This is a genomic window from Arthrobacter sp. 754 (assembly GCF_040548695.1).
In the GTDB taxonomy this organism is placed as follows: Bacteria; Actinomycetota; Actinomycetes; order Actinomycetales; family Micrococcaceae; genus Arthrobacter.
In genome coordinates this window covers 454,071-476,343 of sequence record NZ_JBEPSC010000001.1, presented here as the reverse complement: position 1 = coordinate 476,343, position 22,273 = coordinate 454,071, and the positions used below count along the sequence as shown (strand labels likewise).

16 protein-coding genes and 3 pseudogenes are annotated in these 22,273 nt (G+C 59.4%); 10 read left to right on the top strand and 9 right to left on the bottom strand.

What is annotated here, in order from left to right; genetic code table 11:
* Window positions 1–383: 383 nt before the first annotated feature.
* Window positions 384–1,874: a DUF2142 domain-containing protein gene (locus ABIA70_RS02325; protein WP_354146576.1), complete on the bottom strand. Its 1,491-nt coding sequence runs from the start codon at window positions 1,872–1,874 to the stop codon at window positions 384–386.
* A gap of 130 nt (window positions 1,875–2,004) precedes the next feature.
* On the bottom strand, window positions 2,005–2,874 hold the full coding sequence (gene rfbA, locus ABIA70_RS02320; protein WP_354145986.1) for a glucose-1-phosphate thymidylyltransferase RfbA: 870 nt from the start codon (window positions 2,872–2,874) through the stop codon (window positions 2,005–2,007).
* A gap of 56 nt (window positions 2,875–2,930) precedes the next feature.
* Here rfbA and rfbB point away from each other — a divergent pair, with 56 nt between their 5' ends.
* From rfbB to ABIA70_RS02305, 3 genes are all read left to right on the top strand, one after another.
* Window positions 2,931–3,929 (top strand): dTDP-glucose 4,6-dehydratase, encoded by a 999-nt coding sequence (gene rfbB / locus ABIA70_RS02315; RefSeq protein WP_354145985.1) that lies wholly within the window; start codon window positions 2,931–2,933, stop codon window positions 3,927–3,929.
* On the top strand, window positions 3,926–5,329 hold the full coding sequence (gene rfbD / locus ABIA70_RS02310; protein ID WP_354146575.1) for a dTDP-4-dehydrorhamnose reductase: 1,404 nt from the start codon (window positions 3,926–3,928) through the stop codon (window positions 5,327–5,329). Before rfbB ends, rfbD begins: the two co-directional genes overlap by 4 nt.
* A gap of 177 nt (window positions 5,330–5,506) precedes the next feature.
* Window positions 5,507–6,697, top strand: a complete 1,191-nt coding sequence (locus ABIA70_RS02305) for a hypothetical protein (protein ID WP_354145984.1) — start codon at window positions 5,507–5,509, stop codon at window positions 6,695–6,697.
* A 114-nt stretch (window positions 6,698–6,811) separates the two neighbouring features.
* Here ABIA70_RS02305 and ABIA70_RS02300 read toward each other — a convergent pair whose 3' ends face one another.
* Entirely contained in the window at window positions 6,812–7,210 is a 399-nt protein-coding gene (locus tag ABIA70_RS02300; RefSeq protein ID WP_354145983.1) for a DUF2304 domain-containing protein, read from the bottom strand.
* A gap of 1 nt (window position 7,211) precedes the next feature.
* Window positions 7,212–7,952 carry a glycosyltransferase family 2 protein gene (locus ABIA70_RS02295; protein WP_354145982.1) on the bottom strand — a complete coding sequence of 247 codons (741 nt, stop codon included), beginning with the start codon at window positions 7,950–7,952 and terminating at the stop codon, window positions 7,212–7,214.
* A 186-nt stretch (window positions 7,953–8,138) separates the two neighbouring features.
* Here ABIA70_RS02295 and ABIA70_RS02290 point away from each other — a divergent pair, with 186 nt between their 5' ends.
* Genes ABIA70_RS02290 through ABIA70_RS02275 form a run of 4 tightly spaced genes read left to right on the top strand, consistent with a single transcriptional unit; the run spans window position 8,139 to window position 12,399 of the window.
* The gene (locus ABIA70_RS02290) at window positions 8,139–9,167 is read left to right on the top strand and encodes a polysaccharide biosynthesis protein (RefSeq protein ID WP_354145981.1); all 1,029 of its coding nucleotides are present in this window, start codon (window positions 8,139–8,141) and stop codon (window positions 9,165–9,167) included.
* Window positions 9,164–10,015 (top strand): SDR family oxidoreductase, encoded by an 852-nt coding sequence (locus ABIA70_RS02285; protein ID WP_354145980.1) that lies wholly within the window; start codon window positions 9,164–9,166, stop codon window positions 10,013–10,015. The genes ABIA70_RS02290 and ABIA70_RS02285 overlap by 4 nt, the downstream gene beginning before the upstream one ends.
* 13 nt (window positions 10,016–10,028) lie before the next feature.
* On the top strand, window positions 10,029–11,165 hold the full coding sequence (gene wecB, locus ABIA70_RS02280; RefSeq protein ID WP_354145979.1) for a non-hydrolyzing UDP-N-acetylglucosamine 2-epimerase: 1,137 nt from the start codon (window positions 10,029–10,031) through the stop codon (window positions 11,163–11,165).
* A 4-nt stretch (window positions 11,166–11,169) separates the two neighbouring features.
* Entirely contained in the window at window positions 11,170–12,399 is a 1,230-nt protein-coding gene (locus ABIA70_RS02275; RefSeq protein ID WP_354145978.1) for a glycosyltransferase family 4 protein, read from the top strand.
* A gap of 276 nt (window positions 12,400–12,675) precedes the next feature.
* Here the strand turns inward: ABIA70_RS02275 and ABIA70_RS02270 are convergent.
* From ABIA70_RS02270 to ABIA70_RS02250, 5 genes and pseudogenes are all read right to left on the bottom strand, one after another.
* Window positions 12,676–12,837, bottom strand: a pseudogene (locus ABIA70_RS02270) (transposase); the annotation flags it as partial.
* Between the two features lie 52 nt (window positions 12,838–12,889).
* Window positions 12,890–13,048, bottom strand: coding sequence for a hypothetical protein (locus ABIA70_RS02265; protein ID WP_354146602.1), 159 nt, complete (start codon window positions 13,046–13,048; stop codon window positions 12,890–12,892).
* A gap of 61 nt (window positions 13,049–13,109) precedes the next feature.
* Window positions 13,110–13,517 (bottom strand): annotated as a pseudogene (locus tag ABIA70_RS02260) (hypothetical protein); the annotation flags it as partial.
* 325 nt (window positions 13,518–13,842) lie between these two features.
* The gene (locus tag ABIA70_RS02255) at window positions 13,843–15,963 is read right to left on the bottom strand and encodes a hypothetical protein (RefSeq protein WP_354145977.1); all 2,121 of its coding nucleotides are present in this window, start codon (window positions 15,961–15,963) and stop codon (window positions 13,843–13,845) included.
* Between the two features lie 582 nt (window positions 15,964–16,545).
* Complete coding sequence (locus ABIA70_RS02250) at window positions 16,546–18,747, bottom strand: lysozyme (protein WP_354146574.1); 2,202 nt, start codon at window positions 18,745–18,747, stop codon at window positions 16,546–16,548.
* Between the two features lie 734 nt (window positions 18,748–19,481).
* Here ABIA70_RS02250 and ABIA70_RS02245 point away from each other — a divergent pair.
* The 3 genes and pseudogenes from ABIA70_RS02245 to ABIA70_RS02235 all read left to right on the top strand — a co-directional run.
* A pseudogene (locus ABIA70_RS02245) lies at window positions 19,482–19,748 on the top strand (CpaF family protein); the annotation flags it as partial.
* Between the two features lie 41 nt (window positions 19,749–19,789).
* Entirely contained in the window at window positions 19,790–21,205 is a 1,416-nt protein-coding gene (locus ABIA70_RS02240; RefSeq protein WP_354145976.1) for a recombinase family protein, read from the top strand.
* Window positions 21,202–21,708: a hypothetical protein gene (locus ABIA70_RS02235; RefSeq protein WP_354145975.1), complete on the top strand. Its 507-nt coding sequence runs from the start codon at window positions 21,202–21,204 to the stop codon at window positions 21,706–21,708. Before ABIA70_RS02240 ends, ABIA70_RS02235 begins: the two co-directional genes overlap by 4 nt.
* Window positions 21,709–22,273: the final 565 nt, after the last annotated feature.

Here is a 22,273-nt window from a genome sequence, read left to right as displayed (position 1 = left end):
CCTCCGATAGGATGGGACTGTACTTCTTCATGTCTCCGACTTCGGAACGACCGTGCGGCCGTGTCGCCATCAACTGCGGGGGCTACGGCTGCTTCGTACAATCCGGCACGCGGCGGGATTGCTGTTCCTGTTTTCCTGGTGGAGCGCCTGACCTTAGGTGTTGTTGCAATGATCGCTGGACGCCAAGGCCCACGAATGGCTCAGTTTTCGACCTGTGCTGACACACGGGGAAAGTCGGCACAGGTCGTGATGTAACTCAATCGATGGCCGCCCGACGTCCAAGGCGTTTTCGACCAGCGGTAACCTCACGAATTCGCTTGTCGCCTAACCGCCCGCCGGCGCGCTTGGACGGCCGGCGGGAGCCAAGTCTCGTGGGTCAAGACCTAGACTGTTTCTGATGGCACCTGCGCGGAGGCAGGCTCCACCTGCGCCGGTACGCTCCGGACATCCGCCGCAGCCCGAACAAACATGCGATGAACAATCACGCAGGCGGCCGTGATGAGGGCGGCGTGAAGGATGAGTGCCAGGGCCACGCCACCCGGCGGCGTCCAGGACGGGGAGGAAAACATCTGCCCCCAAAGCCTGTCGGTTGCCAAACCAGTCACGAAGCGCCGCAGCGTCAGGGCAAAGGTCCAGAGTGCTGCGACCCCCAGCACTACTACTACTCCTTTGGCGATGCCGGGCGCCCATGCTTCGCCCGCAGCCACAGTGGCACGATCGATTGCTACGCCGCATATCATCAGGAATAGAACAAAGACCGCTAGAAGGTAGCGCCCTTGCCAGACGATCCCGACCGACTCAACCGCCTGGGCCTGGAGCACTGGAGGAAGTCCCACGATCGCGACCAGCGCAAGGGCTACGGTCAAGCGTAGCCTCCCTCGAGTCAGCGCAAACGCGCATATTGCAAACGCCATCGCGAGCCCGATCCAGACGGTGTACGCCATCAAAGGTGGCGGAACTTCCAGCCAGCCAAATTGGCCCACATATCCCTTGAAATATTCGAACGTCCTGTCGGCCATGATCTCCATGCCGGCAGCTGGAGTTATACCGGCCGCCTCGAAGGGGATACCTTCGAATGCATTGACGACAATGATCCATGCCACTGCGCAAGCGACCGCGATCGCTACGACACCCGACCCAATCCAGAAGACAGGCCGATTCAGCATGCGCCGGACATCCGGCCACGAGGAAAGAAGCAGTGCGGCGAGAACGGCGATTGCCAGCCACATCCAGGCCAAAGGTTTTGCGTTTGCGAGCAAGGCGCCGGACATTGTCACTGCTGCCATGACGGGGACGTGCCACGCCAGCTGCTTTGACTTCTCGAAGAGAAGGAGGAGGCTCGCAAATACACAGGCTGTGCCGGCAACTTCCAGACCGTTGGGATTCACCGCGCCGTTGAGGAACAGCACCATGGGGGTCATCGCAACCGCCAAAGCCGCGATACTCCAGCGCCGTGCCCCGAGGCACGCGAGGGCGGCAAAGGCCGCTGCGAACAGTACGCTGCACAGTAGTGCATTGAGCAGTCGCATGCCGTATACGGACTTGCTATCCGACCACACGAGAGTGGGCAGACCGACAGCCCAATAATAGACAGGGTTGTAATTCGCAGCCGAGGTTCGGGTCTGGACGAGGGTGTCCTTGTCGCCCGGAACACTATCGACGCATTGCGGGGTAATAAGTACGTTCTGCGCAAAGCACCCATAGTGGGCAAACTCTTCGATGCCCCTTGGCACCGTGACAAGCCTTATTGGTCCGCCACCTACATCAAGGGTGCCGCGGAGGTCGCCACGTACCACTGAGGCGGCCTTGATGACGTGAGCAGGTTCATCTGGAACACTCATGAGCGGGCTGGCGAATGTCCACGAGGCTGACAAGCCAAATATCAACGCAAATGCAACGGCAAAGGTCGACGCGTAGTGTCGAAAGCCCGGGTCATCGGTTGCAGTGCCGACACCGTTTCTGGCTTCGCGCCTCGTCAAGCTTAGGGCCGCCGCGGGGGAGATACTACGCCCCTTGGTCAAGGAGTTCGAGAAGATATGCGCCGTAACCGCTCTTCATCAGAGGCAGCGCCCGCTCCCGGAGTTCGTCATCAGTCAAGAAACCAAGGCGCCAGGAAATCTCTTCGGGAGCCCCGATCTTCAACCCCTGCCGGTTCTCGGTCGTGCGAACGAAGTTCGAAGCATCATTAAGGTCGCTGAAAGTGCCTGTGTCCAGCCAGGCGGTTCCGCGCGGCAGAATTTCAACCTGAAGCTTGCCTGCCTCAAGATAGGTCCTGTTGACGTCAGTGATCTCCAACTCGCCGCGAGGAGAAGGCTTCAGATCTTTCGCTATGCTCACCACGTCGTTGTCGTAGAAATATAGGCCAGGCACGGCGTAATGGCTTTTGGGCTTGGCCGGCTTCTCCTCAAGGGAGATGGCCTTACCGGCAGCATCGAACTCCACCACGCCGTAAGCTGAAGGTTCTTTGACCCAGTAACCGAACACGGCGCCGCCGTCAATGTTGGCGTGGCGACGCAGTTGGGTGCCCATGCCGGGGCCATAAAAGATGTTGTCCCCGAGGACCAGGGCAACGGTCTCATTTCCGATGTGTTCCTCGCCAAGGACAAATGCCTGGGCCAACCCATCGGGCGAGGGCTGCTGAATGTAAGTGAGATTGACGCCGAACTGCGAGCCGTCTCCGAGGAGCCGCTGGAACTGCTCTGCGTCGTGCGGAGTGGTGATGATCAGGATGTCGCGGATGCCCGCGAGAATAAGTGTGGAGAGCGGGTAGTAGATCATGGGCTTGTCGAAGACCGGCATCAGTTGCTTGCTGACGCCCAAGGTAATCGGATGAAGCCTGGAGCCGGTCCCGCCGGCCAAAATTATTCCGCGCATGTAGCCTATCTTTCCTCTGACTCGCGCAGCATCCAAATCCGGTAACCTTTGAAACTATGCAGCGATTTTTAGTAACCGGCGGCGCCGGCTTCATAGGCTCCAATTTTGTCCACTACGTCATGTCCTCGACGGACAACCACGTAACGGTCCTTGATAAGATGACATACGCCGGTAATCTGGAGTCGCTTGCGAATCTCCCGGCGGAGCGCTTCCAGTTCGTTCAGGGTGACATTTGCGACCTGCCCCTGGTTGACGAGCTCGTCGCTGCGCATGATGTCGTCGTTCACTATGCCGCCGAATCGCACAACGACAACTCCCTGCATGACCCCCGCCCATTCCTCGACACGAACATCATCGGCACTTATACGCTGATTGAAGCGGCCCGGAAGCATGACAAGCGTTTTCACCACATCTCCACGGATGAGGTCTACGGCGATCTTGAGCTCAATGACCCGGAGCGGTTTACGGAGGACACCCCCTATAACCCCTCCAGCCCGTATTCGTCCACTAAGGCGGGCTCTGACCTCCTTGTCCGGGCCTGGGTGCGCTCTTTTGGCCTGCAGGCCACCATCAGCAACTGCTCCAACAACTACGGTCCTTACCAGCACGTGGAGAAGTTCATCCCGCGCCAGATTACTAATGTTATTGATGGGATCCGGCCGAAGCTTTACGGCAAGGGCGAGAATGTCCGGGACTGGATCCATGCAAACGATCATTCATCAGCCGTACTTGCCATCATCGCTAAGGGCAGGATCGGCGAGACATACCTGATCGGCGCCGACGGGGAGAAGAACAACAAGGACGTCGTCGAGTTGATCCTCAAGCACATGGGTCAGTCCCCGGACGCGTACGACCATGTGGTGGACCGGGCCGGCCACGACCTGCGTTATGCCATCGATTCAACCAAGCTCCGGAATGAGCTCGGTTGGGAACCGCAGTTCTCCAATTTTGACGCCGGCATCGAGGACACGATCGCCTGGTACCGCGACAATGAGCCCTGGTGGCGCCCGCAAAAGGCTGCCACCGAAGCCAAATACAAAGAGCAGGGTCAATAGGGATGGAGTTTCAAAAGCGGCTCGCCGCCAAAGGGACTTCCATTCCCGGGATGCTGCTTTTTGACCTCCCTGTCCATGGTGACAACCGTGGCTGGTTCAAGGAAAACTGGCAGCGAAAAAAAATGATGGAGCTCGGCCTGCCGGACTTCAGCCCTGTACAGAACAACATTTCCTTCAACGACAAGGCCGGCACAACGCGGGGTATCCACGCGGAACCGTGGGACAAGTTCGTGTCGGTTGCGACGGGCCGGATTTTCTGCGCCTGGGTGGATCTACGTGAAGGTCCGAGCTTCGGTGCGCAGTTCACGACGGAACTTGACCCCGGCCAAGCAATTTACATACCCAGGGGCGTGGCCAACTCTTATCAGACGTTGGAAGCCAACACGTCGTATGTCTACCTGGTTAATGACCACTGGTCGCCGGAGACTGCCTATACGTTCGTCAATCTCAGCGATCCTTCACTGGGCATTGATTGGCCGATTCCGCTTGACAGGGCTGAGGTTTCTGAGAAGGATCTGGGGCACCCAATGCTGGCAGAGGTTGCTCCGATTCCACCCAGAAAGATTCTTCTCATTGGTGGACACGGGCAATTGGGGCTGGCCTTACAGGAAGTGTTCGACGGCGATTCCCGCCTGGAGGTCGCGGACAGGACCACGGTCGACTTGGGCAAGCCGGAGTCCCTTTTGGAGATCGCCTGGCGCCAGTACGACACCATAATTAACGCCGCAGCCTATACTGCGGTCGACAAGGCCGAAACTCCTGAGGGGCGTGCTGAATCCTGGGCCGTGAACGCCACGGGGGTTGCAGCCTTGGCAAAGATCGCCGCCGAACATGGAATTCTCCTGGTGCACGTTTCCAGCGACTATGTGTTCGACGGTCGGGTTGAAGAGCACGACGAAGACGAGCCCTTCACCCCGCTGGGCGTCTATGGGCAATCGAAGGGAGCGGGGGACACCGTGGTGGGCTCCCTGGCCAGGCACTACATAGTACGGACCAGTTGGGTGATCGGGGAGGGCAACAACTTCGTGCGCACCATGGCGTCGTTGGCGAGCCGCGGAGTAAAACCAGCGGTGGTGAACGACCAATTTGGGAGGCTCACATTTACCGCTGATTTAGCGGCTGGCATCAAGCATCTCGTGGCAGTATCTGCTCCGTACGGGACATACAATCTGTCCAATACCGGAAGCGTGGCATCCTGGGCAGAGATCGCTGCCGATGTTTTCGAAATAGTCGGAGCCGATCGCGACTCCGTCACCGGCGTGTCCACGGAAGATTACTTCGCCGGCAAACAGGCTGCTCCGCGGCCGAGGCACAGCACCCTGAAGCTGGATAAGCTGGAAAGTGCCGGCTTCAGTCCGGCGGATTGGCGCAGTAGGTTGAAGGCATATCTGTGCCCATGATGCAACACGGTGTTGGCAGGCCCCACACATTTCGCGTCGGTACACGTTGCCTCAGGACGCCCGGAGCTCCGGGACAGAATGTCGATGACTGCTGAGAGGAATCAAGGGCAGGAGCGTCCTGTTCGGCGCACCTCCATAATAGGGAGGAAAAGCGCCGGGGGAGTCGCAGCCGCATCTGTGATTGCTGCCGCGAGCAGCTACCTGGTGCTCATGATTTCAGCCCGTGCTCTTGGCCACGCGGACAACGCGGAGTTTCTGGCCTTCTGGGCGCTCATGTTTTGCGCGTTCGGGATCACGACCGGTCTTCAACCAGAATTCACTCGACACACGCTCCTTAGCCGCTCCGACCCTGATGCGACTGAAGGCCGCGGTTGGCGGCTGGGAGCAGTCGCCCTGGGATTCGGTGCGTTGGTTGGTTTACTCGTGATGGCCTCGTCACCGTTTTGGTCAACGGCCATCCTTGGCCGCGAGGGCCAACTGCTGGCACTCTTCTGTGCGGCAGGTCTCGTGGGGCATGCGCTCCAGATGGGTCTCACCGGGACGCTTGCGGGCAGCCAGCGATGGAATGAGTACTCGCTGCTGATTGCGACCGAGGCCCTGGCTCGATTGGGCCTGGTGGGCCTGGTCCTGCTGCTGTTGCCCACGGTGGAAGGTTTTGCGGCTGCGTCCGCTGCTGCGACGTTTGTTTCCGTCCTAAGCCTCGGTGCATCGCCTTCTGTCCGCCGCGCCTTCGCCCTGCGCAGCAGTCTGTTCCCAAGACCGCTGGTCACCGGAATCGTGCATGCCGCTACGTCAACTGTTTCCAGCGCTATCCTTGTTGTCGGCTTCCCGGTACTGCTGAGGCTCACCACTTCGGCGGAAGAGTATTTGACGACGGCACCGCTCCTGATGGCCACAGCACTGACGCGCGCTCCCCTCATGGTTCCCCTCATGACCTATCAGAGCGTAGCGGTGGCTCATTTCATGAACAACCGGCATCGTGGGCTGAGGGCACTCTGGCCGATAGCCCGGATAATCGGCGTTGTGGGCGTTGTTGGCGCTGTTCTGGCCGCTTGGTTTGGCTCGCCACTAATGGAGTTCCTGTTGGGACCTGGTTATCGACTCGGCTGGTTGACATTCGCCGGCCTGACCCTGGGCGCTGCACTGCTGGCCACACTGAGCCTTTCGGGTGCCTTGGCCGCGGCGTTGGGCCGCCACTTGGTTTACTCCAGTGGCTGGCTTTCGGCCACCGCGCTGGCAGTGATGTTGCTCCTGACTCCTTTTGATGCGGAGATACGCACACTTTTGGCTCTTCTTCTGGGCCCGGCGCTAGGTATTACGGTCCATGTGGTCTCGCTTGGGCGTACTCACCTGAAACTCGGCATCTAGGGCGTCCGGTCACTTCCGTAAAAAAGTTACGCCACTGCTCCTGCCGGGATGCCGTTGGCCCGAGCGGATGAAGAGTTCAGGTCAACCCATCGACGCTGCGCCCAAAATGCAGCTTCAGTTCGTTGAGTCGCGGGGAGCGCCCGGCTTCTGTTCACTGCCTTCGGACCATACGCTGGGTTCGGGCAGGAGTTGGTCGATCGCTGTTCGAAGGAGTGCTACTTCTTCCGCCAGCGTCCGGACTTCATCCTCAACGGCCGACAATTCCCAGGACAAATGGAGGCTCACACCAAGAAGGAGGACAATACACAGCCCGAAAAGGAGATTCGACGGAACTTGGACCCCGAGCGCTTCGCTCGTACGGACCAGGAGCTGCGGCCACGCGGCCAGAACAAGAGCAGCGACGCCGACAACGATCCACAGGGCAGCGTACTTCTCCCGGAATTGCCGCCGCCGGACCAGCTCCAAAACAAGTCCAACGATCAGTAGGGCAAATAAGAATGCTGCCAATTCCAATTTAGAGCCCTCCTTCGGAGATCTGAACGGACGACCGTTTTCGGGTCAATGCAAAGAGCAGTGCAAACACACTGCGCAGCAGATAGATGGATGCCTGGAAGGGATTGTGACTCGGGCGGCCGCCCTGGCGGACACGCATCTCGACGGGCACCTGGGTGACTCGACAACCGGATTTAATTGCGACGACAAGGGAATCGATGGTGTCACCCAGGTATTCGGCTGGATAGTGATCAAGGTATTGGATGATGGCTTTTGAGTTTGCCGCCCTGAAACCCGACGTAACATCCGAGAGTCGCGTCCGTGCAAGTTTCGACACCACCGAGGCGAGGAAGATCATTGCCAGCCGACGGGCTCCTGAGACCTTGTAGTTTCCCTTCTCGGTGAACCTGGCCCCGATTGAGATGTCGGCCCGCTCAAGTCCAGACAGTACAGCGTCGATGTCTTTGGGGTTGTGCTGGCCGTCGGCATCCACTTGGACCACGCGCGAGTATCCGTGTCGCTGGGCGTACTTGAATCCTGTGCGCATCGCGCCGCCGACGCCCATATTGAAGGGGAGGTCGATGACAGTTGCACCGGCAGTCCGCGCCCTGGCGCTCGTCGAGTCAGTAGACCCGTCGTTGACGACAAGGACGTGGTAACCATTATTTGCCTGCAGTATTTCCGAGATCGTGTTAGCGACGGTCGCCGCCTCGTTCCAGGCGGGCATGATCACTAGAACCGGCAGGGTCGGCAATCCACTCATGATTTCAAGTCTACGCTGGCGGACATACCCCCAAGGACGGGCACCAGGGCCTGCAGGGCGATACCCGGAAGGTTCGCTTGGCACCTTCGCGCCGCCACGTGACAGGCTGGATGGCTGATAGGGTTGTTTCCGTTTGGCATGACGCTGCACTCGGACGGCCAGTCCGTCCGACTCCAAGGAGGCCCGTTGTTCAAGGACAAGACGCTGCTGATTACAGGCGGCACTGGTTCATTCGGAAATACCGTGCTCAAGCATTTCCTGCACACCGACATCGGGGAGATCCGTATCTTCTCGCGTGACGAGAAGAAGCAGGACGACATGCGCAAGGAATTCAGGAGCGACAAGCTCAAATTCTATATCGGTGATGTTCGCAGCATCGAAAGCGTCCGCGAAGCTGTCCGCGGGGTTGACTACCTCTTCCATGCTGCTGCACTCAAACAGGTGCCGTCGTGTGAGTTTTTCCCGATGGAGGCCGTCCGTACCAACGTCATCGGTACAGACAACGTACTGACCGCCGCCATTGATGCGGGCGTGCGAAAGGTCGTTTGTCTCTCGACGGACAAGGCGGCTTACCCAATCAATGCCATGGGGACTTCCAAGGCAATGATGGAAAAGATAGTCATTGCGAAGTCCAGAAACATTGATCCAAATGAGACCATGATTTCCTGCACCCGCTACGGCAACGTGATGGCCTCCAGGGGATCCGTGATTCCATTGTTTGTCAGTCAAATCGCTTCCGGCAATCCAATTACCATTACTGATCCCGGCATGACCCGGTTCCTGATGAATCTTGATGAAGCGGTTGAGCTTGTGCTCTTCGCCTTCGAGAATGCCAAACAAGGTGACCTCTTCGTCCAGAAGTCCGATGCATCAAATATCGCCGATCTTGCCGCTGCCGTGAAGAACATCCTTGGATCGGATGCAGAAATCAAAGTCATCGGGACACGGCACGGAGAGAAATCGCACGAGACCCTCCTTACCCGCGAAGAACGTGCGAGATCAGAGGACCTGGGCAGCTACTTCCGTGTGCCAGCGGACACGAGGGACCTCAACTATGGGAAGTTCTTCGAAGAGGGAGAGAACATTGCTGAGGCACTGACCGAGTACACTTCTTCCAATACTCGCCAGCTGACAGTCGATGAGGTTGCAGCGAAGATAATGACCACCGACTATATGCAGGCGGTCGTGGCGGGAACTGAGTCAAGAGCCTCATGAAGGTCGTTGTATTCGGCGCCACGGGAATGGCGGGACATGTTATTGCCGTTCATCTGCGTGAACTGGGCCATGACGTGCTCCCGGTGGGGGGCCGGACGGCTCTCGAGCCTGATGCGCCGAAAGTAGACGTCACTCACCAGCAAGAACTCCTCGAATTCCTGAGTGCCCACGCAGACGCAGACATCATCGTGAACTGTGTCGGAATCCTGATTGAGGCTAGTGAGAACGACCCCGCTTTGGCGGCCTATGCAAACGGCTACTTTCCACACCTGTTGGAAAAAGCAACCCGTGACACGACCACGAGGATTGTGCACCTGAGCACGGACTGCGTATTCGCGGGAACCAGAGCGCCGTACAGGGAGACTGATCCGTATGATGGAGAGTCCTTTTACGATCGCTCCAAAGCATTGGGCGAGCTGAAAAACAGCAAGGACCTCACGTTTCGAATGTCGATCATCGGTCCGGACCTTAGGGCTGATGGTGTGGGGCTGTTCAATTGGTTTATGGCACAGCGGGGCACCATCCGCGGATATACGGAAGCCATCTGGAATGGCATAACCACTATAGAGCTTGCCCGCGGTATCGAAGCTGCAATGCATCAAGGTCTGACGGGGCTGTATCACCTTGTACCTGAGGGAAACATCTCAAAATTCGACTTGTTGAACCTGATGAAGGCCGAATTCGGACGCGACGACTTGGTCATCGAAGCTGATCATCGTCCAGCCCCGGATAAGACGCTGGCCAATACGCGAAAAGATTTTGATTTCAGCGTCAGCCCTTATTCGCAGCAGATCCGCGAAATGCGGCAGTGGATCGACATGCACAGAGAGTATTATCCCCACTACTGAATGTGAACACCACGTGATAGACAAGTTGAAGATCGCAACCATTGTAGGAACGCGGCCTGAGATTATCAAGATGGCAATGACGATCAAGGCTTGCGACCTCTATTTCGATCAGGTTCTGATTCATACGGGCCAGAATTATGACTACAGCCTGAATCAGGTTTTTTTCGACAACTTCGGGCTACGCGAACCGGATTACTATCTGGAAGCAGTTGGGGACACCTTAGGGTCGACGATGGGGAACATCATCGCCAAGTCATACCAGGTTCTCAGTGAAATCAGGCCTGACGCGATTCTGATCCTGGGAGACACGAATAGCGCCTTGTCGGCCATCTCCGCCAAGCGGCTTAAGATCCCGATTTTTCATATGGAAGCGGGGAACCGCTGCTTCGACGAAAACCTTCCGGAGGAGATCAACCGCAAAATCGTTGATCACATCAGTGATGTCAACCTGCCGTACTCGGAGCATGCCAGGCGTAACCTCGACGCTGAAGGGTTGAAGAAGGAGTTCACTTTCGTAACGGGTTCACCCATGCAGGAGGTGCTGGCAGCCAGTGCCTGCGGAATCGCTGAAAGTGCTGTCCTGGAATCCTTGGGTCTCGAAATAGACCGTTACATGCTGGTGTCCGCGCACCGTGAGGAAAACGTTGACGACGAGGCCAACTTCGCCTCGCTGACCTCCGCCTTGAATCACATCGCAGTGGCCTACGATATGCCGATTGTCTTTTCGACTCATCCTCGAACAAGGCAACGTTTGATTCGCCACGAAGTCGTGCTGGATGATCGCATCCGACTGTTGGAGCCGTTCGGATTCTTTGACTACAATCGCCTTCAGTTGGACTCTTTTTGCGTACTTTCCGACAGCGGCACCCTGGCCGAAGAGAGCGCCATATTGGGGTTCAGTGGTGTTTCCCTGCGGACATCGACGGAACGTCCTGAGGTCATGGACAAGGGAGCCTTTGTCATCGGCGGGATCAACTCCAGCGATATAGTGCGCGCGATCGAGATGACCCGTGCGATGAAGGCCGCCAATGCTACTGCCGCACCAGTTCCGGACTACCAGGACACAAACGTCTCTATCAAGGTCGCGAAACTCATCCAGAGTCATACAAAGATCGTCAACAAGTTCATCTGGCGCAAGGCAGGGGCATAGGCCGTTGGCTTCACCGAAGCGGATTCTCGTCGTCTGCCAACACTACTGGCCGGAGTCCTTCCGTATCACTGACATCTGCGACTATTTCGTTGAGTGTGGTTACGAAGTCGACGTGCTTTGCGGTCTGCCCAACTACCCGAAGGGCGAGCTTTTCCCCGGATACTCGTGGAAGGGTCCATACAGCGAGCGTCACCGCGGGGTGCGCATATTTCGTGCACCGGAGATTCCGCGGAAGGGAAACACCGGCGTACGCATCTTTCTTAACTATGTTTCTTTCCCCATCACCAGCATATTTCGCCTGCCAGCCCTAATTTTCAACCGCTACGACAGAATTTTCCTTTACCAGCTTTCTCCGGTCATGATGAGCATCGCTGGCATCGTCTTGGGACGGATCAAGCGCGTACAAACGACTATGTACGTACTCGATCTTTGGCCTGAGAACCTTTTCTCTGTACTCCCGGTGGGGAATCCGCTCGCACGTCGCCTGGCAACTGCCGTTTCGCACTGGCACTACCGCCAGGTGGACAAGATGGTGGTCCTGTCCAGTCTCATGAAAGAGAGGGTTTTGGAGGCCTCTAAGTTGGCCCCCGAAAAGGTGGTAGTCCTTCCCCAGGCCTGCGAAAAATTCTACGAAGTAGACATTGTGGATGAATCCCTCGCGGAAAGGTTCTCAGGGCGATTTAATGTCGTCTTCACTGGCAATATCTCACCGGCGCAGTCCTTCGAGACAATGATCGAGGCGGCCGAATTGCTACGGGACCGGGGCCATCAGGAAGTCCGTTGGATCATCGTTGGAGATGGTATGAGCAGACGGGAAATCGAATCTTCGGTGGAATCTCGAGGCCTTTCGGACTGCTTCGAGTTTATTGGTCAAGTTTCTCCTGAAGAGATTCCCGCATACACCACGATTGCGGATGTCCTGGTGGGGTGCCTGGTGAAGAGCGATCTCCTCGAAGCGACGATACCGGCGAAGGTCCTTTCTTACGTAGCGGCCGGGCGCCCCGTGGTGCTGGCCATGGACGGCGAAGTGGGAGAGTTGATCAGGGATTCCGGGTGCGGCCGCGTCGGACCCGCCGGCGACGCCCAGACCTTGGCCTCAAACCTGGAGTCGATTCTGTCCCTTCCGGAGTCCGAGAGGCAGCGAATGGGCGTCAATGCCCGGAACTATCACTTCAAGCACTTGGAACGAAACATTGTGCTGGGGAGGTTGACCGACTTCTTGTTCAAGCCGTAGCAGGACCGCATTCGGCAGCTTGTCTCGAAGCACACCAGTAGGTACTACGGCACTCAGGACCGGTGAGGCTGCTTGCGGCCAAGGGCTCTCCCGCAAAGCTCCACGGTTCACCAAAATCCTCCCATCCCCGCGGCCACGGTTCACGCATCATGGCTCTGCCTGCCTCCGGAATGGGGGGGGGCGAACGGGGAGGGTCAGTGCCGGCAGGGAGAGGCCCCAGTCCGGGCCGTTCTTGTCGCTTCACGGTTCGTGGGAAAAGGGATTCCCGGATGAGTGTCATGCCGCCGTCCGGACGGCACTTCTCATGAGAATAACTGATTTGTAATTGCCGGGGTTGCGGTAGCCGCGCGCTGTGCGTTTGTTGTATTTGATGCCGGTGTTGTTGGCTTCGACCTTGCTGGTGGTTGCGTCGGCGACAGGGGTTTCGATCTCTTTCCGCCACCGGCAGACGGCCCGGTAGAGCTTGTTCGTTTCCGGCCGGGCGGCAGTCTCAACAAGGGCGGGCTCTGAGGTCCTCTTTCGCGGCGTCCGCGTCGGCGAGGGAGCTCGTGCGCCGCAGTGTCCGCAGCTGTTCCTTGACCTTCCAGACTGCTTCGAGCTTGCCGGTCGGGTCGTCTGCGGCGAAGACTTCCTCTAGGCGGTGGGCCACGTTCGGCCTCAGCCATGGCCCGGTTCCCGAGGGAGACGAGGTGGAAATGATCGACTGCTACGGCGGTGCGTGGAAGCCACATCCGCAGGGCTTTCCGGAACGCGGCTGAGGGGTCGATCGCAACGACTTGCACGCCAAGGCGCCAGGCCAGGGGGCGGGCGAAGGGCCAGTCTCCGACGCCGTTGTGGTCCCGGCCATCGACGACGCCGAGCCGCGGGCAGGCAGGTTCCTCGCGGTACCAGCGGAATTTGGACCAGAGGACGTCCACGGACCCGGCGACCGGGATGTCCCGGATCCGCTGGAGACGCCGCACTCTCCAGCGCGATGCCACGATACCGCAGGTCGGGCAGCCCCGTGGCTGGTCGGTTTCGATAATGACCCGGCGCTGACCACACTGGCGGAGATGACACGGTAGTCGGGCAGGTCGAAGAAGCTGGCGGCAGCTCAGGCGCGGCCCCAGTAGGCTCATTCAAGGCTCGTGGTCCTGTCCCTGGTTTGAGCCCGTGTTTCAGTCTTCCGGGGACCCGGGAAAGGGCCCAGAAGAGCAGTCCAGGGCCGTGTAATGCGGCTGCTGGCGGGCGGCTGGGTTCCTGCGTGGTTCAGATTTCGGGTCGGCTTTCTTTATGGCCAGCCCGCCGCACGCAGTCCACCATCGAGGACTAGCACAGCATAAACTAAACTCCCTCACAGTGACCGTGCTCTTACTCCTCCTCCGATTTGTCCCGGACTCGACACCCTGCCGGCCATACGACAGGGCGGCCGCCCAGGTCAGGGGCACCCAACTTCCGCATGGATCAGCTTTCCGCACTGACGCTGACTTGGCACCCCGTCGTCTGGCCGTCGACTCCTAGTGTCAGGACGTGGCTCCACGGCCCGCCGCCCTGGCCGGCGCCCGGGATTTGGAGTGTCTGCGTTGCACCTGGCTGGAGCGTGCCCTCGTTGGCTTCCACGCCCGTGACGGGCGGACTGGTTGTAGATTGTCCCAACACTGTCCACTCGTAGCGAAGGCCATCGCAGCCTTCCTTCTTAACGCCGAGGCTTATTGAGCCCGTGGCCGCGCCCTCAACGAGCAGTCGTGTCGGCTCCGAAAACGAACCTGCTGTGGCCGTCCACAGGGTAGGTGTCTGAGCGCTTGGTCCCTCCGTCCGCCGGTCATGATCGGTGAGCAGCGCTACAGCCCCCTGCAGCCCATGATCGGCACTAACAGGCAGGAATGGTTGAACGGCTGCTGCGAAGGTAAGGGCGTCGCCTTCCGGTATTACCAGGTGGATCACCCGGAGGTCTGAGAGTTGTCCTGGCACCCCGGCATCCAACGGCTGAGAGGACCTGATCCACCGATGCGCAGCGGGCGAATCAAGGAACTCGTTCATCGCTTGCAGATTGCGGTGGCCGTCCGGAAGGTCCGGGACCCAGTCACGGGAGACCAGCACGGTACGCCCATCGTCACCGATAAGCGTGGACCAAGGCAGCGCATCCCGAAGGTCCACCTGGGGAGGTTGGTAGATATCGGGGATCGGGGTACCTACCTGCTGAACGTAGGCCTGATAAAGGAGGCTCGAATTGAAGGCCGTGGACGCAATAGGCACAAGCACGGGCCCGTCAGTTCCAGATAAAGTCCGGACAGTCGTCGCAATCGCTATCAGGTTGCCAAAGTTCGTCTGGACGAACGGCTCGGTGACGTTTGGGTACATCCCGGCCGACAGACGTGAGGCGGCTATTCTCATGCCATTGAGGGCAGGGGCTGGCGCGTACATGAACACGAAAAGGACTGCCGCGAGAACAAGTGCGATCCCTTGGCGGATAACGGGGCGGGGGCGCGGCACTACACGCACGAGGCCGACGAAGCCAAGCATCATCAGTAGCGGCCAAACGTGCACCTGATGGATGATTCCGGCCTGCTTCTGCACGAACGCCCACAGAATTTCGGAGCAGACCAGGAACATCGCCACGAACACCGCATTACGCGTGACCGGGGGCGATGTCCGCCGGGCAATCAGCATTGCAAGCGCGGCGATTGCTGAGAAGGCAAGGGCGAGAGCCACGAAACCGCCCGCATACGACAGGTTGCTCGAGAGGGCATAACCCAGCGACGTCTGGTAGCTGACGTAGAACAGCGAGTTATCGCGCCCGAAGATGGAGGACAAAGTCCCTGGGGTCAGGATCGCGGTGCCTGCTACGACGGCGGCCGCGGCGAATAGCACCCGCAGGCTCAATACCTCAGTGAGGAGGTTCCGCCACCGTTCTGGCGGGTGCCGGTATCGCAGAGCCGCGACAGCGAAGGCGAGCATATAGCACGCCACGACTGCCGCGAGGTCGAAGAGGAAGTTTTTCTTCACCAGTAGCGCGCCCGCGCCGACAAGTAGTGCCCAGAACAGGGTGGAACGCTCCATCGGACGGGAGATCAGGATCCAGGAAGCAGCCAGGATCAGAGACATTCCTATCAGATCGGGCACGCCTTGCACACACACGAGGAACGCCAAAGGGTTGAGGCCCGCCACAAGTACCATCCAGGGTGTGACGCGCAGGCCGAAGATGCGGCACGCGATCTTGGTCGTGAAAACGCTCAGCGGCAATAGACCAAGCGCACCCATGGCCATCTCGTAGGGCACCCTCAGGTTGAGGACCTCTGGCGGCAACACGGCCAGCGGAAGGGACCAATAAGGCGGATACTCGCCCAGCGATTGCGCCCTAAGCCACTCATACAACTCATACGGCCCGCGACGGATTGCCCCGGATGCACCCATGGCCACTTCTTGAAAGCCGCGCGGATCGTAGAAATAGATGCGATGCTCGCTTGCCACATACAGGGCCAGGAGTCCCAGGATGAAGGCCAGCGGCAGAACCCAAGTAACCCAAAAGTCGCGGCTTCGCAACTTCCTCCCGATTGCCAGTCTCATGTTTTTTTCCACAGTCATGCCTCCCCGTCAGCCTCCCCCACGATACCGGTCTTGCGCCTAGGAGTCCCATCGGGGACGCATCGCTAAGCCCCGATCCGCCGACCGGGTTGAGGGCTCGGCGGCGTTTTAGACGGAGAATGCCGTCGGATCGGGAAATCCATGCAGGTGGCAGCCACGGTCGATGATTCCAATCGCGTTTCGGTCAGGGGGTCCGGCGAGCCTCCGGACAAGGTTACTCGCAGCAAGGGGTGAACGCGCTGATCGGGATCCCCTCGACCGCGACCCGGCGGTCATCTTCGGCGCAGAAAGTGTCCGAACCGTCCAGTGGGCCCGGCCGTTAGACGCGCCATCGCCACCATGGAACCGGAACACCATCCATGTCCCGAAATTGAGGAACAAGGAACACCACGGGCAGCAAGGCCGGGGCCCCGTCATGCCCTCGAACGAAACCAGACCAAGATCAGAACGACACCGCCCAAGACCAGACTGGTGGATTGAGGCAGGCGGCCCGATGGCGGGTCCGATCGACAATGACGACACGCAGGGCCCTCGGTGAAATTGGACTCACATAAGCCACGAAGAGCCAACAACGGGGTTGGGTTACTGCGTCGGTACCCTTCCGATCGCGGTCCCTCCGAACACTGCGATCGTGGGATTCGGGTCCCCGCCGTTGAGTGTGATGAGCGCCGACCAGCCGGAGACTGCAGATTTGGTGCCGTCATTCATCCACCACACGGTGGAGTCGTAGGGGCTCTTGACAAAGACAGGGCGCGAAGTGGGCGTTTGGCCTGCGCCGAGGTTGATAGCGCTGCAGCGGCCCGCGCTCAAAGTCGTGGCGGGAAGAGTCTGGCTATTCGGTGTGGCCGCAAGCAAACGGAAGGAGCCGTTTCCCAGGCCCAAGTACTTGGCTCCTCCGCACAGCAGGACAGGCGTCAAGGGCGGCTTGGTCCGGTTGTATCCGAGGACGGAAGCGGTGCTGACGAAGACGAGTTGACGGGCGCTAATCTGATCTGACACGGCAAAGCTCTCCAGCGGCAGGGCGTCGAATTCGTCCGCAATGTAGTAGACAGTGGCGCTATCTGGCGCCACGACCAAGGTTCCCGGCGTGTGGAGCGCTGCTCCTGCGGCCGGTCCCTCAGCGGTTGCGTACTCAAGGGTCTGAATGCCATTGGGTGCCGTGCCTCCGAGTTCGGCAAGCGTTGACCAGTCTGGAACGGCACGTCGGGCGCCCGCCACCATGCCTGATATCAGGCTCGAGCGGGCGGACTTTATGAAGGGCGTTGTTGTTATTACGGCTTTTGTAGGGATCGAGTCAAGAAGGGCCTGGGAGAAATTGGGCTGGCCGCTTGGCCAAGCGCTCCGGCTCGTATAAACGTATTTCGATGTACCAGCGATGGCAGTGACGTCACCTGTCGGCGTGGTTGCAAGACCTGCAAAGGCTGACTGTCCGGCCAGCAAGGCCAGACTGTCGTTATCCATCGTGCGGGACGGCAGCGACGTGAACCAGGTGTTCTGGGTGGCGAAGTCGGGGATGACCAGCGTTCGCTTCCCCCCGGTGTAGACAAACTGGTCGCCAGAGAATCTGGCGGAAACCCGCACGTCGTTGCGAATAAACGGCAGCCCATAAGGGATGCCCTGGACTGATTCAACGTTCAGGGACGACGGCGTTCCACTGACCCCGGCCAGCCTTCCGGACTCGATATCGTAAAGTTCTCGTTTCGCGCCGCCGGCTATGTAATAGGTCTGGCCGGCGTTGGTCGTTACGAGGTTCGACAAGACGCCCGCAACAGGAACGCCGGCAAGCTGGTCAGCAGGAACCGGTAGCCAGGCTTCGCATAAACCGCCTCCGAAGTCCCGCATCTGCTCGCACGACGACACGTGGAACCGGCGTCCGCTGTCCATTAAGTAGATGGACCCGTCGTCGGATCTAACGAATCTGGTTGCTGATCTGCCTGTAACCACATTGTCGAGATCTGCCTGCCTAACCGTTTGGAACTCTCCAGCGAACGTGGACAGCTGCAGGTACGTCCCCCAATCCGAGATCGGATACTTCTTCGACGCCGAGACATAGTAAAGAGTGGGATTGGTTGCCGACCTGGCCAGCACGGCACGATTGGACGGAAAAGCCCCGGTCGCGAAGGCAGCCAACTGCTGGCTGTCCCCGTTCCAAACATTGGAGTCGCCAGCGAGCGGTCCGGTGCTGCTGTACTGCCACATGCTGTACGTTCCCCAACTGGACGTGGGAACCGGGCCCGCGTTGTTGGTAGCAGAACTGGGGTACGCCGCGATCCACAGCGGGTAGTCACCAAACCCTGCAGGATTGCCGAGGCACTGATTCCACCAGCTCGTGTTGGTGTAGATAACGGGAAGGCGTCCGGTCAGCGCCTGCATGGTGCTGCCGAAGTCCCGGACCCATGAGCCAAGCTGAGCCGGGGACATGCCGTAGCACGTGTTGCCGAAGTAGAACCCGTTGATCGTCCGGCCCTCGTAGGGGTTGAACTCAAAGTCCAGCACCGGCGGCATCGTGTAACCGTCGGCTGACCAACCGCCGCCGTTCTGCACAAAGTAGCGTGCCTGGTCGGCACCTGAGGACCAGTTGGGGATTGCGAAGTGGTAGGCGCCGCGGATCATGCCGACGTTGCGCGATCCCTGGTACTGGGAGTTGAAGTAATCATTTGTGAAGTAGTTGCCCTCGCTGGCCTTCACATAGGCAAACCGCGCGCCCATGTTCCACTGCTGCTGCCAGTCGACGCTCGGCTGGTGGCCGCTCACGTCCAATCCTTGAATGCCGAACGTGGGCATCCAGGTGCCTTCAGTCGATAGTGACTCCGTGGTGAGCATCTTCATGCTGGCGGAGGGGGAGGACGCTGTCACTCGCTTGGAGCGCTGACCCATTTCCGCTCCACCAGTGCCGGCGGCTTCAGCCATGGCCTCGTTCATCGTGGCGACCGGCACCGACGCGGCGACGGAGGGGGCCGCCGTCGGTGGTGTTGCGGGCACCGGTGAGACTGGAGTGGCGGACGTAGTGGGCATTGGCTCCGGGGCCGGAGCTGATGCCGTAGGCGCGACAGCAGGCTGGGAAGGATCGCTTGTTGGAGCGGTTGCGGAATCGGCTGTAGAAGCCGGAGCCGGTTCAACAGCAAACGCGACGCCGGAGGGGCTCGGCCCAGTCACCAGTAGGACCCCCAATAGGACTGCCCATATGGACTGCATGACAGGATGACGGGACTGAGACGGGTTCCGCTTCATTTTTCTTGGCTCCGGAGGCAATGAGGCGCTCCCCTGAACGCTCATCTGGGTAGCTGTTCCGGTGTATCCCCCAGGGAGCCGCCGGACAGTGTGATTGAGACTTAACGCGCTCACCCTAACACTCCAGTGGCTGGTGCAACCAGTGTTTCCGCTGGTGCCATTGTTAAAGATGTGTCAACCGTTATCCACAGGTGGCTCCATATGACTTGGCGGCATGGTCTATGCTCCCTAGGCTGTATCCCAGTTGGACTGCCTCCGCCGGGGGCGGCAGTTGTATTGGGGAACTCATGGACGCTGTGCGCATCGTGGAGGACGAAGTCCGCGAGCTGATCCGCCGTCGGGGTCTGGATCCTTCGCAGCAGGCCGGCGAAGTGCGCCGCCTGGTTGAGGCGGCTGTCAGCGATTACGACGAGCGCGCATTGATGGGCCCGCTCCCGCCGATCGGACCCTTGGAAGCCGCCCGTCGGTTCGTTTTCGACGCGGTGGCCGGGTTCGGGGTGCTTCAGCCGCTGCTGGACGATCCGTCCATCGAGGAAGTCTGGATCAACGCGCCAGTCAAGACGCGATATAGGTTTCTTTCCGCTAGTCTGTAGATATGACGAAAAGCGTTCGATCCTGTGCTGTTTACGCCCGCATCAGTTCCGACGAGGGAACAGCACTAGGTGTTACCCGCCAGATTGAGGATTGCACGGCTGAGGCGTCTCGACGCGGTTGGCCGCTGGGGGAGATCTTCACGGATAACGACGTCTCAGCCACTCGGACCAAGAAGCGCCCGGCGTATGAACGGATGCTTGACGCCATCGAACACCGCACGATTGACGCCGTAGTGGTCTGGGACGTGGACAGGCTCACCCGCACACCCGCGGAGTTGGAGCGGTTTATCGGACTAGCTGACACCCACGGTCTCGCACTGGCATCCATCGGCGGGGAAGTGGACCTAGCGACACCGCAGGGCAGGCTCACGGCCCGCATCAAAGGCAGTGTGGCGCGGCATGAGGTAGAGCAGATGTCGCGGCGCCTCAAGCGAAAGTTTCAGGAGAATGCCAAGGCGGGAAAGTCCCACGGCGTTATGCCATTCGGCTACCGCCGGGAACCTATCTTGGATGAGAACGGGCGTCGGATCGGAAGCCGTGACGCAATCGTGCCAGCGGAGGCGGAAGTCATCCGCGAACTGTATGCCCGAGCCATCGCAGGGGACACGCTCCGCTACCTCGCAAAGTACCTGAATGAGCAGGGATTCAGGACAGGCCAAGGTAACGCGTTCATAGGCAACGTTGTAGGGAACATGCTGCGCAAACCCCGCTACGCCGGGCACCGCACACACGCGGGACAGATCATCGGCAAAGGCGAATGGGAACCCATCATCAGCCAAGACACCTACGATCAGGCTATGGCCGTGCTGACGGCTCCGGGCCGGCGGCACCAGCGCGGCATTGAACCAAAGCACCTGCTTTCCGGCATTGCGCTTTGCGGACGCTGCGGCGGGACTATGCGCCCAAACATGCACAAGCCCCTACCCGACGGAACGCACCGCAGATCCAACTACGCCTGCTCTGACTGCATGAAGCTCACGCGGAAGATGGAACCCGTGGACGAGGTGGTTGAGGCGGTCATGATTGCCCGCCTGTCCCGCCCTGACGTCCTAGCGCATCTATCGGAGAAGCCCGACGACCTTGCGGCCGCTGCAAGCTCACGTGACGCCATACTGGCCCGCATGGACACCGCAGCCGACGACTACGCAGACGGCACCATCACAGCGCGGCAGATGGCCCGAATGAATGAACGACTAAAAGCTAGCCTGGCTGAGGCTGAGGCTCAGGTCACGAAGTACCAGCCAGTCCGAATCCTGGATGGAATGACAGGGGAAAACGCGGCTGTAGCGTGGGGGTCTACCACGATCAACCGGAAGCGGGAAATTATCCGGCAGCTCGCAACCGTCACCATCCTGCCGTCAGGGCCGGGTATCAGATTCACTCCAGAGCAGGTCAAGATCGAATGGAAGCAAGCATGAGTGACTGGACCTACAAGATACCGACCCTCGACGAAGCGCCCAAACGGCTCTTTGACTGGGATTCACCCATCCGCACAGATGGGTCCCCGGAGCTACGCCTAGGCGTCTTTTGTGAGGAAAGCTCACACGAGGGCGAGCCGTGGTTCATTGCCTCATTTGTTCCCAACTACCCATGGATGGAATCCACAGGGGAACTGGTCTGGGCTGTCTCACCGGATTACCCCACGGGCTCCGGACATGCGCTGCGGGTGGCCGGCGCGCATCAGCAGCTTTTAGTTGAGGACAAGCCCGTTTCTGTTGATGGCGCGGGCATACCGATCACTAACCACTCGGCCCACCAAGCCAGCCGTAGCCGCTGGCCCCTGGAATGCAAGGCTTGTGGCTTGAGATACACCTACAAGTCCGAGTCACTCCAGCCTGTTATCGCTGTGCTACTGCGTGCAGGATGGCGCGAAATATCCCTGTCAGGACTCGAGTCTGCAAGAAAACACACCAAGAATTAGCAGCTACGCCGTTTAGGTGCTATAGTCTCAAGGAGTTGGACAGGTGATTTACTAGCCGTCGCAACAGCAAGCCTCCAAGCAGAGGGAATTTTCCCATGCTCGGAGGCTTTTCTTGTCTTGGACAACTGAACGCGCAAGAGTCGCGTCACTCTCTCGAAGTCGCTCCGCCGATGATCCTGAACTGCTGGCAGCACGCCGCAACCTCAAGGCCGACCGACTAGCCAATTACGTCGCTGAAGTAGTCGCCTCGGCGCCCAGGCTCTCGCAGGAACAGATAGACCGCGTTTCGGTCCTGCTGCGTGGTGGTGCTGCATGACCCACGCACAAGAAAGCCGCCCCGGGCACGAATCCAAGGCGGCTGTAAATCTTGCTACCAACAGCATACCAGTTGCAGTAGACGGAATTATGGCGGCGGCGCTGGTAAATGGCGTACATGTCATAGTCGTGGAGACCGCCGCCGGCAAGTATCGACGTCGAGTGTTCCTGTCGCTAAAAAGTGCCCAAGCTGCCGCTGACAGGGCCGCCATGGCGGGGCACCCTGCAACACTCGTCCTCTGCATGCTTC

Bases quoted from the DNA above. Each gene is read 5' to 3' on its own strand.
- rfbA (WP_354145986.1), bottom strand. From the start codon at position 2,874: ATGCGCGGAATAATTTTGGCCGGCGGGACCGGCTCCAGGCTTCATCCG.
- rfbB (WP_354145985.1), top strand. From the start codon at position 2,931: ATGCAGCGATTTTTAGTAACCGGCGGCGCCGGCTTCATAGGCTCCAAT.
- ABIA70_RS02295 (WP_354145982.1), bottom strand. From the start codon at position 7,952: ATGAGTGGATTGCCGACCCTGCCGGTTCTAGTGATCATGCCCGCCTGG.
- ABIA70_RS02285 (WP_354145980.1), top strand. From the start codon at position 9,164: ATGAAGGTCGTTGTATTCGGCGCCACGGGAATGGCGGGACATGTTATT.
- ABIA70_RS02255 (WP_354145977.1), bottom strand. From the start codon at position 15,963: ATGACTGTGGAAAAAAACATGAGACTGGCAATCGGGAGGAAGTTGCGA.
- ABIA70_RS02250 (WP_354146574.1), bottom strand. From the start codon at position 18,747: ATGCCCACGTTCGGCATTCAAGGATTGGACGTGAGCGGCCACCAGCCG.
- ABIA70_RS02240 (WP_354145976.1), top strand. From the start codon at position 19,790: ATGACGAAAAGCGTTCGATCCTGTGCTGTTTACGCCCGCATCAGTTCC.
- ABIA70_RS02235 (WP_354145975.1), top strand. From the start codon at position 21,202: ATGAGTGACTGGACCTACAAGATACCGACCCTCGACGAAGCGCCCAAA.